Consider the following 13,910-nt stretch of genomic DNA (forward strand, 5'->3'; position numbering starts at 1 on the left):
TCAAACCCCTCCGACAGCGCCCGATCAGTTCTTGTAGATCTGATCGAAGACGCCGCCGTCGGCAAAATGTTCCTTCTGCGCCCTGGTCCAGCCGCCGAACACATCGTCGATCGTGAACAGCTCGACCTTTGCGAAGGAGTTTTCATACTTTTTAGCAGTCTCGGGATCGCGCGGACGGTAGAAGTTGCGCGCGGCGATCTCCTGCCCTTCCTTGGTGTACCAGTACTGGAGATAGGCATCGGCGACGTTGCGGGTGCCCTTCTTGTCGGCCACCTTGTCGACGATCGCGACCGGCGGCTCTGCCAGGATCGATTGCGGCGGCGCCACGATCTCGAATTTTTCCGGGCCGAATTCCTTCAGTGCGAGATAGGCCTCGTTCTCCCAGGCCAGCAGCACGTCGCCGACGCCGCGCTCGACGAAGGTCACGGTGGCGCCGCGCGCGCCGGTGTCGAGCACCGGCACCTGCTGATAGAGCTTTCCGATGAAATCCTTGGCCTTGTCGACTGATCCGTATTTCTTCTGCGCGAAGCCCCAAGCCGCCAGATAATTCCAGCGCGCGCCGCCGGAGGTCTTCGGGTTCGGCGTGATCACGGCGACGCCCGGCTTGAGCAGATCGTCCCAGTCCCTGATGCCTTTCGGATTGCCCTTGCGCACCAGGAACACGATGGTCGACGTGTAGGGCGATGAATTCTGCGGCAGCCGCTTCTGCCAATCGGCTGCAGTGAGGCCCTTGCCGGCGATGGCGTCGATGTCATAGGCGAGCGCGAGCGTCACCACGTCGGCCTGCAACCCGTCAATCACGGCGCGCGCCTGCGAGCCGCTGCCGCCATGCGACTGCTTGATCTCGACGCTCTTGCCGGTTTCCTTCTGATAGGCGTTCGCGAACGCCTTGTTGAACTCGACATAGAGTTCACGCGTCGGATCATACGACACGTTCAAGAGGTTGATGTCAGCGGCGAGAGCCGAGCTTGCCAAGAATCCTGTCACGAGCAGTCCTGCCGCGAGCGGAACGATACGACGCATCATGTCCATCTCCATTCACCTCGACGACGTCACTGTCGGCGAAGGCATGCAGGCGAAACTCGTGGCGAAACACGCTCAAGTCAACGGAACCGGATTTTCTTGTTCGCAGCCCGGCAGCTTGCCTGTGCTACGAAGTCTTCATCGTGTGGATGCCGCATTCTGTCTTGGCGCGGCCGCGCCAGCGACCCGCGCGCTCATCCTCGCCCTCGGTCGTTCTGCTGGTGCAAGGCATACACCCAACCGACATGAAACCCGACGCTTGAAGCGGATGCTGCGGCAATTTGGCACGCGCGTAGATGTCCTTGATCTCCTCGCGCGAGACATTGGCAAAAGGATTGAACTTCAGCCGCCCGCCATCCACCTCGACGACCGGAATGTCGGCGCGCACGCCGCCCTGAAACCGCTTGCGGCCATTGACCCACGCTGAAAACGGCTTCAGCGCCCGCGCCAGCGGCTCGACCTTGCGGATACGGCAGCAGGCATCGGGATTGGAGAACCAGAGCTCCTGATCGGGATCGTCTCGCTTCAGCGCCTCCTCCAGCGGCTTAATCGAACGAACATCTCTCAAGCCAAGCCTGGCGATCAGCGTGTCGCGATAGGCAAGCGTCTCCTCGAACAGCCAGCCGGTATCGAGGAAGATCACTGGAATCGCCGGATCGACATCAGCCATCACCTTCAACAGCGCGGCCGACTCCGTCCCGAACGACGACACCACGGCGAGTTGATCGCGGCCGACGGTCTTCAGCGCGGCAGCAATGATTTCGGCCGGAGCGGCGTCGCGCAGCGCGCGGTCGAGCTCATCCGCGGTCGGCAACACCGAGGTGGATTGGGATGCAAATTGAGTAGCCATGGCGTTCACGTACCGACTCCTTCGGAGTGACGCAGCTGCATGCGCCGGTGCAGCGCCGTGATCCGGCCGTCGCCGGTCGGTTGGTAGAACACCGAGTAGCGCTTCGCGGTCTGCATGAAGGCTTCCGCGTCCGCCTGCTTCTTGACCTCGAAGGAATCGAAGCCGGCGCGCAGCATGAACACGAACTGGTCGCGCAGGATCTGGCCCGTCGCGCGCAATTCGCTGCGATAATTGTAACGCTCGCGCAGCAGCCGCGCCTGGCTGTAGGCGCGTCCGTCGCGGAAGGTCGGGAACACCAGCGCGACGACGGCGACCTTGCCGAGATAAGGCACGAGCTCGGCGATGTCGCGATTGTTCGGCCAGATCACACCGATCTTGCCGCCGCGCTTGAGCAGCGCGTCCGCATCGCCCAGGAACCGCTCGGCGGGCACCAGGATGTCGCCGCTCTCTGGCAGCGGCGTGTCGACGGCCAGCTTGACGAAACTGTCGTCGGCGATTTTTCCGCCGTTAACGAGTGGCATAGACGCGCTCCTTGAAAGGTTCGACGCCGAGGCGCTTCACCGTGTCGATGAACAGCTCTTCGGGCCGCTCGCGCAGCGCAAGATAGGCTTCCACGACGTCTTCGATCACGTCGGCGACCTCGTCGAACTTGACGCCGGGTCCGATCAGATTGCCCAGCGCAGCACCCTCGTCGGCACGACCGCCGATGGTGATCTGGTAAACCTCCTCGCCGTTCTTCTCGACGCCGAGAATGCCGATATGGCCGACGTGGTGGTGACCGCAGGCATTGATGCAGCCCGAGATGTTGATGTGCAGCCGGCCGATCAGATTGGCGAGCTCATGATTGGCAAAGCGCCGTGTCAGCTCCTGCGCGATCGGGATCGAGCGTGCATTGGCCAGCGAGCAATAGTCGAGACCCGGACAGGCGATGATGTCGGTGATCAGATTGACGTTCGGCGTCGCCAGCCCAAGCTTGTCGAGCGCCTTCCACAACGCCGGCAGGTCGCGCTTGGCGACATGGGGCAGCGCCAGGTTCTGCTCGTGGCCGACGCGGATCTCTCCGAAGGAATATTTGTCGGCGAGATCGGCCAGCGCATCCATCTGTTCGGCCGTGGCATCGCCCGGAGGCGCGCCGATCGGCTTCAGCGAGATCGTGACGATCGAGTAGCCCTGCACCTTGTGCGGCGAGACCGAGTTCTTGCGCCACGCCTCAAAGTCGCTATCGGCCGCGGCCTGGCGCAGCTCGTCCGGCATGTGCGGCAGCTTTTCGTAGTTCGGATAGGTGAAGCGCGAGCGGATGTCCTCGATCACCTCGTCGTCGATCTGGAGCGAGGAGTTACGAATCTGCTGCCACTCCTCCTCGACCTCGCGTGAGAATTTTTCGATGCCGAGCTCGTGCACCAGGATCTTGATGCGCGCCTTGTAGATGTTGTCGCGGCGGCCGTACTGGTTGTAGACGCGCAGGATCGCCTCGATATAGCTGAGGATATCGCGGCCATGGACGAAGTGCTTGATGGTCTTGCCGATGAACGGGGTACGGCCGAGACCGCCGCCGACGAGCACCTCGAAGCCGGTCTCGCCCTTCTCGTTCTTGATCAGCTTCAATCCGATGTCGTGAATCTTGATCGCGGCACGATCATGGTCCGACGCGGTGATCGCGATCTTGAACTTGCGTGGCAGGAACGAGAATTCCGGATGCAGCGTGGTGTGCTGGCGGATCAGCTCCGACCAGATGCGCGGGTCCTCGATCTCGCCGGGCGCGACGCCGGCCCACTGGTCCGAGGTGACGTTGCGCATGTTGTTGCCGGAGGTCTGCATCGCATGGATGCCGACCTCGGCGAGATCGGCGAGCGCATCCGGCAGCTCGGCGAGCTTGATCCAGTTGAACTGGATGTTCTGCCGCGTGGTGAAGTGGCCGTAGCCACGGTCGTACTTGCGCGCGACATGGGCAAGCGCCCGCAGCTGGTTCGTCGCCAGCGTGCCGTAAGGAATGGCGACGCGGAACATATAGGCGTGCAGTTGCAGATAGACGCCGTTCTGGAGCCGCAGGATCTTGAACTCATCCTCCGTCAGCTCGCCCGAGAGGCGGCGCTTCACCTGGTCGCGGAACTCCGAGACGCGCTCGTTGACGAGCGTGCGATCGATTTCGTCGTAAGCGTACATAAGAGAATGCCTTAAACCTGGGCCGGCTGTCCGACGGTCACACCGGTGCGGCGGATCTGTTCGCGCAGATTGCCGGGTTCGATCTTGCCATCCGCTCCGACCTGCACCGGGGCGATATAGGGACCGATCGCGCCGACGTCATCGGCGACCGACTCCGCAAGCAACGCTTTCGCCTCGTCCGAGTTGCGCACGATCGCGGCTTCCGACAGGTCCGCGGACCAGCTCTTGGCGGCGGTGCGATACACCACGATGCCATCCCAGGTGCGGTTGGCGGTTACGACCGAGGGGCCGGCGATTTTGATCTTCTTCTGTTCAAGCGGGGAGGTCATTCGGCTGCATCCAGTAGGTCAGAGATGATTTGGTTGGGTGTTTGACGGCGAAGCGAACCGGCATGCCGGACCACGTCGCCGATGATGAGAATGGCGGGACCGCCATTGGTCTGCCGCACGAGCTCGGGCAGGTCGCGCAATGTGCCGATCGCGCTTTGCGCATCCGGCCGCGTGACGCGGGCGAACACGCCGACCGGCGTCTCCGGCGAGCGGCCGGCGGCGAACAAACCAGCGCGAACGGCCGGCGCAGCGGTCATGCCCATGTAGACCACAACAGTCATTTTGGTGTCCGTCAGCGTCGACCAGTCCACCGTCTCTGCGTCGCGCGCCTTATGCGCGGTGAGGAAGGTGATGCGGGTCGCTTCGTGACGGTAAGTGAGCGGCACCTCGAAATCAGCGGCGCCGCCGAGGCCTGCGGTGATGCCGGGAATGATCGAATAAGCAATGCCGGCGGCGCGCAGCGCTTCCACCTCTTCGCCGCCGCGGCCGAACACGAAGGGATCGCCACCCTTCAGCCGCACCACGCGCTGGCCAGCTTGCGCGGCCTCGATCATGCGCCTGTTGATGGCGTCCTGGCCGATGCCGGGCTTGCCGACACGACGGCCAACGGCAATGCGCGCGGTGTCGCGACGGATGCGGTCAAGAATTTCGGGCGAGACCAACTCGTCATGGAAGACGATGTCAGCATCCTGCAGCGCGCGCAGCGCCTTGATGGTGAGGAGATCGGGATCGCCGGGGCCGGCGCCAACCAGCGCCACCGAGCCGTCCGGCTTGTCGGCGCGCGCGAACGCGGACGGATCGGAAATCTGCTTGAGTGCTGCGTCAGCCTCGTCCTTGCGGCCGGCCAACACGGCGGCGCCGATCGGACCGTCGATGACGCGTTCCCAGAAGCGGCGGCGCAGCGGAAACTCGGCGATACGTTCGTTGATGGATTTGCGGAAGCCGCCGATGAACTCGGCGAGCTCGCCGATGCGCGCGGGCAGCAGCGCCTCGATCTTCTCCCGCACGCGCCGCGCCACCACCGGCGAGGTGCCGCCGGTGCCGACCGCGACCACGACATCGCCGCGATCGACGATTGCCGGGAAGATGAAGCTGGAATGTTCGAGATCGTCCATGACGTTGACGGGCAGGCCAAGCGACTTCGCCCGCGCCGACATCGCCACGCCGACATCGCCCGCGCCTGCGCAGACGATGGCAATGACACCGGCGAGATCGGCGGTGAGCGGATCGCCCGTCGCGATCTCGATACGCGCCGCGTCATCGGAGCTCAGACCCAGGTCCTGATTGCCGTCGATCGCATGCACGCGGATGCGCGCACCGGCAGCGGCGAGCACGCGCAGTTTTGCGCGCAAAAGCTCGCCCGCGCCGATGAGGACCACCGGACCGGCCTTGAGATCGAGGAACACCGGCAAGAACCGCATGCGATACTCGCTTCCCCCACATCCGGGGTTGACTGGAATTATTTTCTATATATGTGTCGTTTCTGACGCGCAAAGAGAAAATTTTTTCTTCTCTTCTGCAGCGCAACTATAGAAAATTCGCCTCCAAACGCAAAGTGGCAGAGATGCATCTTCTCAGGACCGATTCTGGTGCAGATGGACGGGACCTCCGCGCCCCGGCTTCCGAGCAAATTCCCGTCGCGCTGACCGCCCCCAGCATGGACCATCTCGACCAGCTGGAAGCCCAGAGCATCTACATCTTCCGCGAGGCCTTTGCCCGCCTGAAGAAGATCGCCCTGCTGTGGTCGCTCGGCAAGGACTCCAACGTCATGATCTGGCTGGCGCGGAAAGCCTTCTTCGGCCGCCTGCCGTTCCCGGCCCTTCACGTCGACACCGGCAAGAAGTTTCCGGAGATGTATCGCTTCCGCGATCACTACGGGAAGCAGTGGGAGCTCGACCTGCGCGTCGAGCCCTGCCCGCCCATCGATGCCGTCGACCCAACGCTGCCGCCGGCCGCCCGTTCCGCCGCGCGCAAGACCGAAGGCCTCAAGATGGCGCTGGCGAAATACGGCTTCGACGGCCTGATCGCCGGCATCCGCCGTGACGAGGAAGCGACGCGCGCCAAGGAGCGCGTGTTCTCGCCGCGCGGCCTCGAAGGCAATTGGGACGTGCGCGACCAGCCGCCGGAGTTCTGGGATCATTTCAACGCATCGCCGCCGCAAGGCGCGCATTTGCGCATCCACCCGATCCTGCATTGGACCGAGGCCGACATCTGGGCCTATACCAAGCGCGAGAACATCCCGATCATCCCGCTCTATCTTTCGCACAATGGCAAGCGCTATCGCTCGCTGGGTGATCAGGACATCACCAATCCGGTCGCATCGAGCGCGTCGAACATCGACGAGATCCTGGCCGAGCTCGAGCAGACCAAGGTGCCGGAGCGCGCGGGCCGCGCGCTCGACCACGAGACCGAGGACGCCTTCGAGCGCCTGCGCGTCGCCGGCTATCTCTGATCAAGGACGCGCAGTCGTATGAACATGATCGTCACTCCCGCTTCGTCCGCCACGCCGAACGACACCAGTTCGATGCCGAATGGCACGACGCGACCGCAGGTCCGCATCGTCATCGTCGGCCATGTCGACCACGGCAAGTCGACGCTGGTCGGCCGTCTCCTGCACGAAACCGGGAGCCTGCCTGACGGCAAGCTCGAGATGCTCAAAGCCGTCAGCGCGCGGCGCGGCATGCCGTTCGAATGGTCGTTCCTGCTCGACGCGCTGCAGACCGAGCGCGACCAGGGCATCACCATCGACACCACGCAGATCCGCTTCCGCACCAATTCGCGCGACATCGTGCTGATCGACGCGCCCGGCCATGCCGAATTCCTGCGCAACATGATCACCGGCGCCTCGCAGGCCGACGGCGCGGTGCTGATCATCGACGCGCTCGAAGGCGTGCGCGACCAGACCCGCCGTCACGGCTATCTGCTGCATCTGCTCGGCGTGAAGCAGGTCGCGGTCGTCGTCAACAAGATGGACCGCGTCGATTTCTCCGCCGACCGCTTCAAGGAGATCAGCGAGGAGATCTCCGCGCATCTCAACGGCCTCGGCGTGACGCCGGCCGCGATCATCCCGATTTCCGCGCGCGACGGCGACGGCGTTGCCGAGCGCACCGACCGCATCGGCTGGTACAAGGGGCCGACCGTGGTCGAGGCGCTCGATGGACTCGAGCCGGCGCGGCCGCTCGAAGCGCTGGCGCTGCGCCTGCCGGTACAGGCGATCTACAAGTTCGACGACCGCCGCATCGTCGCGGGCCGCATCGAATCCGGCAGCTTGATTGCCGGCGACGAGATCGTGATCATGCCGGCCGGCAAGATCGCCAGGATCAAGACGGTCGAGAGCTGGCCGGTGACCCCGATCGCGGGACGGCAAGGCGCCGGCCGCTCGGTCGGCATCACGCTCGACCGAGAATTGTTCATCGAGCGCGGCGACATCATCGCGCATACGGACACCGCCCCGCGCGAGACGCGGCGGCTGCGCGCGCGCATTTTCTGGTTGCACGACAAGCCACTCGCCAAGGGCGATCAGCTCCTGGTCCGCTGCGGGCCGAAGGAGAGCCGCGCCACCGTCGTCGCCATCGAGAAGGCGGTCGATCCTGGCGAGCTCTCGAGCATCGAGAACAAGGCGATCGGCCGCAACCATGTCGGCGAGATCGACATCTCCCTGTCCAATCCGATCGCGACCGATCCCTACACCGAGAATCCGCGCACCGGCCGTCTCGTGATCGAGGTCTCCGGGCGCATCGCCGGCGGCGGCCTGGTGCTGTCGGTCGATGCCGGCCAGCGCGCCGTGCCGGTCGATATCGTGCCGGTGGAATCGGCGCTGCGGCCCGACGAGCGCTCGGCGCGCTATCAGCACAACGGTGCCGTGGTCTGGCTCACGGGTCTGCCGGCCTCCGGCAAGTCGACGCTGGCGAAGGCGCTGGAGCGGCGTCTCTTCACCAATGGCGGCTCGCCGATCCTGCTCGACGGCGACACGCTGCGGGCCGGGCTCAATGGCGATCTCGGCTTCTCCGCAGCCGATCGCAGCGAGAATATCCGCAGGCTCGCCGAGGTCGCAACCCATCTCGCCCGCAACGGCCACATCGCCATCGTCGCCGCCGTCTCACCGGCCCGCGAGGACCGCGCCACTGCACGTCGCATCGCTGACGCCGCGTTTCGCGAGATCCATGTCGCGACACCGGCCGAAATCTGCGAGGAGCGCGATCCCAAGGGCCATTATAAGAAGGCCCGCGCCGGCGCCCTTGCCTCTTTCACGGGCATCGGCAACGACTACGAGCGGCCCGAGGCCGCCGAGCTCGTGATCGACACGTCGACGCGGACGGTTGCTGACGCGGCCGACGAGATCGAGCAGATGCTGAAGACCACCGGCGTGCTGTTCGACGAAGTCGTGGACCTCGCCGCGAATATTTGAGCCGATCGCATTTCCACACCTGCCGTCGCCCGGCTTGACCGGGCGCCCAGTATTCCAGAGACAGCGTTGGGATACGGAAAAGCTGCGGCGTACTGGATTCCCCGCCTTCGCGGGGAATGACGGCGGCGCGCGGAGCAGCCGCCACCTCTCCTTGACATTTTGACAGACGTCGGGGGTCTTCTCACCGCCCCGATTTTGAGGCTAATAGGTCCCGAAAGCCGCCCCACGCGGGCGCATTTTGCTGCTGTCGGGTCAAAGCAGCCAAAAACAGCCATTTCCAACAAGAAAGACCATCATGAAACGCGTTGACGCCCACGGATTGAAGATCGCCCCCGTCTTTTTCGACTTCATTGCCAAGGAAGCCGCCCCGAAAACGGGGATCGCGCCGGATGCGTTCTGGGCCGGGGTGGCCGCCATCATCAAGGAGCTGGGGCCGAAGAACCGGTCGCTGCTCGCCTTCCGTGACGCGCTGCAGGCCAAGATCGACGACTGGCACCGCGCCAACAAGGGCAAGGCGTTCGACCTCGACGCCTACACCGCCTTCCTGAAAGAGATCGGCTATCTCGTCCCCGAGCCCGCGACGCAGAAGGTCGAGACCGCTGATGTGGACGAGGAGATCGGCAAGATCTGCGGCCCGCAGCTGGTCGTGCCGCTGACCAACGCACGCTACGCTCTGAACGCGGCGAATGCGCGTTGGGGCTCGCTCTACGATGCCTTCTACGGCACCGACGCGATCCCGTACGATCCGTCGGAAAGCGGCAAGGGTTACAACAAGGCACGCGGCGACAAGGTGATCGCGAAAGCAAAAGCCTTCCTCGATGCCGCCGTGCCGCTCGCGACCGGCAGCCATACCGACGTGACCGCCTACAGCGTCGTCGCAGGCCAGCTCGCGGTGAAGCTGAAGAGCGGCAACGCCACCGCGCTGAAGAACGCCGCGCAATTCGCCGGCTTCCAGGGCGATGCGACCGCGCCGAGCGCGGTGCTGCTCGCCAACAACGGCCTGCACGTCGAGGTCAAGATCGATCGCAGCAGCGCGATCGGCAAGGACGATCCGGCCGGCGTCGCCGACATGATCATGGAATCGGCCGTGTCGACCATTCTCGACATGGAGGACTCGGTCGCCGCCGTCGACGCCGAGGACAAGGTACTGGTCTATCGCAACACGCTCGGCCTGATGAACGGCACGCTGTCGGCGGACTTCGAAAAAGGCGGCAAGACGCTGACGCGCTCACTCAACGCCGACCGCTCCTACAAGACGCCGGACGGCAAGAGCGAGGTCAAGCTGCACGGCCGCAGCCTACTGCTGATGCGCAATTGCGGTCACCACATGTTCACTGATGCGGTGCTGGACGAGACCGGCGAGGAAGTCCCGGAAGGCCTGCTCGATGCCGCGGTCTCCGGGCTTCTTGCCATTCATGACTTGAAAGGCAACTCCAAGGTCAAGAACAGCCGCACGGGATCTGCCTATATCGTCAAGCCGAAGATGCACGGCCCGGACGAGGTCTCGTTCACGTGCGAGATATTCGACCGCGTCGAGACGATGCTGGGCCTGCCGGAGAACACGCTCAAGGTCGGCATCATGGACGAGGAGCGGCGCACCACCGTCAACCTCAAGGCCTGCATCCAGCGCGCCTCCAAGCGCATCATGTTCATCAACACCGGCTTCCTCGACCGTACCGGCGACGAGATCCACACCTCGATGGAAGCGGGTCCGATGATCCGCAAGAACGAGATGAAGGCGCAGGCCTGGATCAAGGCCTATGAGGACTGGAACGTCGACATGGGCCTGGCCTGTGGCCTGCCCGGCCATGCCCAGATCGGCAAGGGCATGTGGGCCGCACCCGACAAGATGGCGGACATGCTGCAGCAGAAGCTCGCCCATCCGCAGGCCGGCGCCACCACGGCGTGGGTGCCCTCGCCGACCGCGGCGACGCTGCACGCGCTGCACTATCACCAGGTCGACGTCACTGCGCGCCAGCAGGAGCTGGCCAAGAGCGGTCCGCGCGCAAAACTCTCCGACATCCTCACCATTCCGGTGTCGAAATCGAACTGGGCGCCCGACGACGTCAAGCAGGAGATCGACAACAACTGCCAGGGGATTCTGGGCTACGTCGTACGCTGGATCGACCAGGGCGTGGGCTGCTCCAAGGTGCCTGATATCCACGATGTCGGCCTGATGGAAGACCGCGCGACCTTGCGCATCTCCAGCCAGCATCTCGCCAATTGGCTGCACCAGGGCGTCATCACCGAGGCCCAGGTGATGGAGTCGCTCAAGCGCATGGCCGTTGTCGTCGACAAGCAGAACGCAGGCGACGCGATCTACAAGCCGATGGCGCCCGCCTTTGATGGCGTCGCCTTCAAGGCGGCTAGCGACCTTATCTTTAGGGGACGCGAGCAGCCGAACGGCTACACCGAATACATCCTCACCGCGCGCCGCCGCGAGGCCAAGGCGCTTGGCTAGGAAGGCGACGGGCTGACAAGGCCGTTCGAACATCAAAAGCCCCGGCTGACGCCGGGGCTTTTTTGTTGGAGATCGGAAGCCCCGCTAAAACACCGTCAGATATTTCAGCAGCGACACGATGCCGATGATGATGACGACGACGCGTGCGATCTGCTTGGCGCGGCCGTCCATCGGCAGCATGTTAATGAGATAAAGCACGAGTATGACGACGAGAAAGGTGACGAGTACGCCGACAAGCATCGCAAGGCCCCCTTCAAGGCAAATTGCTAACGAGATCCTAACGCCTGTCTCGCGCGCCGGTTCCATGCACGCAACCCACTGCAACTTCTGGTAAATGCGTAATTCTACCTGCAGGCCGAGCGCCTAAAACTTTACCCTTTTCGTTTCAGATGCAGAAACCGTACGGGCCTGCGTGCCGCGAACGGTATGCAATTGCCGATGCTGCCGCCCCCGCTCTCTCGATTTTGCCGGGGCGTCTTTGCCGAACTTTGAAATGGGAATTTGGGGGACTTCGATGCTCAATCGTCTGACCGTGTCCGCACTGTTGAAGACAGTGATCGCGATCACGTCGATCTGCGTGGTGATCGCACTCTCGCTCACCGCCTACGAGTCCTGGGACAGCCTCAAGACCGCCAACCGCATCTCGGCGATCGCCGACGCCTCCGCCGACCTGTTCAAGGCGATGCACAACCTGCGCACCGACCGCTCGACCACGACGCGCCTCCTCAACGCGACCGAGCCGATGGATTCCGAGATCGAGAAATACCTGCGTGCGCTGCGCGACGCGCAGATGCCGGCGATGGCACGCGCGCTCGAGCTGCTGCCGAGCATGGACTTCCCGCGGTCCGGCACGCTGGTGCCCGAGCTCGCGCGCCTCAACAAATTGCTGATCGAGGAGCAGAAGCAATTCTGGGAGGACGTCGCCAAGTCCAAGGATCAGCGCCGCGCGGGCTTGCCAAAGGAATACATGGAGACGACGCAGGGCCTGCTCGACGTGCTCGATAATCTCGGGAACACACTGGCCGCCACCGTCAACCACCAGGATGCCGAGATCGACCAGCTGCTGTCGATCAAGCAGAACGCCTGGTTGCTACGCAACACCGCGGGCGAAGCTTCGCTGATCGTCTCGATCGGCCTTAACGCCGGCAAAATCTCGCCCGAGAGCCGCTATGCCTATACCCAATATGTCGGCGGCACGAGCGCGATGTGGAAGGCGCTGGAATTGTCGACCTCGGGCATGCAATTGCCGCAGGCGCTCGCCTCCGCCATGGCCGGCGCCAAGACCGCCTATTTCGAGCCGCAATATCTGACCCTGCGTGACCGCCTCGCGGACACGCTGGTCAAGGGCGAGAAGGCCGAGCTGACCGCCAACCAGTGGAGCCCGCTCACCGTTGGCCGCATGGCGAGCGCGGTCGCGGTGGCCGAAGCCGCCCTCGACGCGGCCAGGGCGCACACACTCGACCAGCGCGGCGCTGCGCAGCGCGCGCTGATCGTGCAGCTCGTGCTGCTCGCGCTTGCGATCGGCCTTGCCGCCGGCGCGATCATGCTGGTCAGCCGCCGCGTCATCAATCCGCTCAACACCATCCGTGACGCCATGCTCAAGCTCGCCGGCGGCGATCTCGCCGTCGACAGCGGCTATCTCGATCGCCAGGACGAGATCGGCGCCCTTGCCGGCGCGCTGGAAACCTTCAAGCAGCAGGCCACCGAAAAGCTCAAGATCGAGGAGCACGAGCGCGAGCGCAACGTCGGAGCCGCCGTGCGCCAGCGCGCACTGGAAGCCTATGTCGGAGAGTTCGAGGGCGCGGTGCGCAAGACGCTGGGTGAGCTGAACGATGCGTCGGGGCGGATGCGCAAGACCTCGGGCGATCTCTCCGCAGTCTCGCGCCAGACCAACGACCGCGTCCAGGTCGCCGGCAAGGCCTCCAACGATGCCTCCATGAGCGTCGACAGCGTCGCGGCGGCTGCGGAAGAGCTCTCGGCCTCGATCAACGACATCAGCCAGCAGGCCGCGCACGCTGCGGGCATCGCCAGCCGCGCCGTCACCCAGGCGCGCGAGACCGACGGCACCGTGCAGGGCCTGCAGAAGTCCGCAAGCCGCATCGGCGAGGTCGTCGGCCTGATCAACACCATCGCGCAGCAGACAAACCTGCTCGCGCTCAACGCCACCATCGAGGCCGCCCGCGCCGGCGAAGCCGGCCGCGGCTTCGCCGTCGTCGCCTCCGAGGTGAAATCGCTCGCGAGCCAGACGGCGAAGGCGACGGAAGAAATCTCCGAGCAGATCGCAGACATCCAGAAGGTCGCGGGCGACGCCATCAACGCGATCCAGACCATCGGCGGCATCATCGGCGAGGTCAACGAGGTCGCGACCGCGATTGCGGCCGCCGTGCAGGAGCAGGGCGCGGCGACCCAGGAGATCACGCGCAGCACCCAATATGCGGCGCAGGGCACCAAGAACGTCTCGGACAACATCACCGGCGTGAAAGCCGATGCCGATGCTGCAGCCGCGGCCGCGGACAATGTGAAGAGCGCCTCCGAGATGCTCGAAACCCAAAGCAGCCAGCTCGGCCACGAGGTCAGCGACTTCCTCGGCAAGATCCGCGCGGCATAGCGCACTCTCACCGTCGTCCTGGCTTCGCCAGGACGACACCCGAGATGCCTACGTAATTTTACGGCAGG

The 13,910-nt window shown here is 64.3% G+C and carries 11 protein-coding genes; 4 read left to right on the top strand and 7 right to left on the bottom strand.

The features are described from left to right. Positions 1-24: 24 nt before the first annotated feature. From ABID59_RS28525 to cysG, 6 genes are all read right to left on the bottom strand, one after another. On the bottom strand, positions 25-1,026 hold the full coding sequence (locus ABID59_RS28525; protein WP_354085582.1) for a sulfate ABC transporter substrate-binding protein: 1,002 nt from the start codon (positions 1,024-1,026) through the stop codon (positions 25-27). Positions 1,027-1,150: 124 nt separating this feature from the next. Beyond that, positions 1,151-1,882: a phosphoadenylyl-sulfate reductase gene (locus ABID59_RS28530; protein WP_354085583.1), complete on the bottom strand. Its 732-nt coding sequence runs from the start codon at positions 1,880-1,882 to the stop codon at positions 1,151-1,153. Next, positions 1,879-2,394, bottom strand: coding sequence for a DUF934 domain-containing protein (locus ABID59_RS28535; protein WP_148755246.1), 516 nt, complete (start codon positions 2,392-2,394; stop codon positions 1,879-1,881). The genes ABID59_RS28530 and ABID59_RS28535 overlap by 4 nt, the downstream gene beginning before the upstream one ends. Next, a complete protein-coding gene (locus ABID59_RS28540; RefSeq protein ID WP_354085584.1) occupies positions 2,381-4,036 on the bottom strand; it encodes a nitrite/sulfite reductase in 1,656 nt (551 codons plus the stop codon). The genes ABID59_RS28535 and ABID59_RS28540 overlap by 14 nt, the downstream gene beginning before the upstream one ends. Positions 4,037-4,047: 11 nt before the next feature. Beyond that, positions 4,048-4,365, bottom strand: a complete 318-nt coding sequence (locus ABID59_RS28545) for a DUF2849 domain-containing protein (RefSeq protein ID WP_354032400.1) — start codon at positions 4,363-4,365, stop codon at positions 4,048-4,050. Beyond that, a complete protein-coding gene (gene cysG / locus ABID59_RS28550; RefSeq protein ID WP_354032401.1) occupies positions 4,362-5,786 on the bottom strand; it encodes a siroheme synthase CysG in 1,425 nt (474 codons plus the stop codon). Before cysG ends, ABID59_RS28545 begins: the two co-directional genes overlap by 4 nt. A gap of 236 nt (positions 5,787-6,022) precedes the next feature. Between cysG and cysD the strand changes: the two genes are divergently transcribed. The 3 genes from cysD to ABID59_RS28565 all read left to right on the top strand — a co-directional run bounded on the left by cysD (position 6,023) and on the right by ABID59_RS28565 (position 11,234). Beyond that, the gene (gene cysD, locus ABID59_RS28555) at positions 6,023-6,817 is read left to right on the top strand and encodes a sulfate adenylyltransferase subunit CysD (RefSeq protein WP_148755250.1); all 795 of its coding nucleotides are present in this window, start codon (positions 6,023-6,025) and stop codon (positions 6,815-6,817) included. Between the two features lie 18 nt (positions 6,818-6,835). Then, a complete protein-coding gene (gene cysC / locus ABID59_RS28560; protein ID WP_354085585.1) occupies positions 6,836-8,773 on the top strand; it encodes an adenylyl-sulfate kinase in 1,938 nt (645 codons plus the stop codon). Positions 8,774-9,068: 295 nt separating this feature from the next. Beyond that, positions 9,069-11,234, top strand: coding sequence for a malate synthase G (locus tag ABID59_RS28565; RefSeq protein WP_354085586.1), 2,166 nt, complete (start codon positions 9,069-9,071; stop codon positions 11,232-11,234). A gap of 84 nt (positions 11,235-11,318) precedes the next feature. On the opposite strand, the gene ABID59_RS28570 is transcribed toward ABID59_RS28565, so the two are convergent. Further along, positions 11,319-11,474: a Thivi_2564 family membrane protein gene (locus tag ABID59_RS28570; protein WP_354032404.1), complete on the bottom strand. Its 156-nt coding sequence runs from the start codon at positions 11,472-11,474 to the stop codon at positions 11,319-11,321. Positions 11,475-11,748: 274 nt separating this feature from the next. On the opposite strand from ABID59_RS28570, the gene ABID59_RS28575 reads away from it, so the two are divergent. Continuing rightward, entirely contained in the window at positions 11,749-13,842 is a 2,094-nt protein-coding gene (locus ABID59_RS28575) for a methyl-accepting chemotaxis protein (protein ID WP_354085587.1), read from the top strand. Positions 13,843-13,910 lie beyond the last annotated feature (68 nt).

Source organism: Bradyrhizobium sp. S3.3.6 (assembly GCF_040546905.1).
Classification (GTDB): domain Bacteria; phylum Pseudomonadota; class Alphaproteobacteria; order Rhizobiales; family Xanthobacteraceae; genus Bradyrhizobium; species Bradyrhizobium cytisi.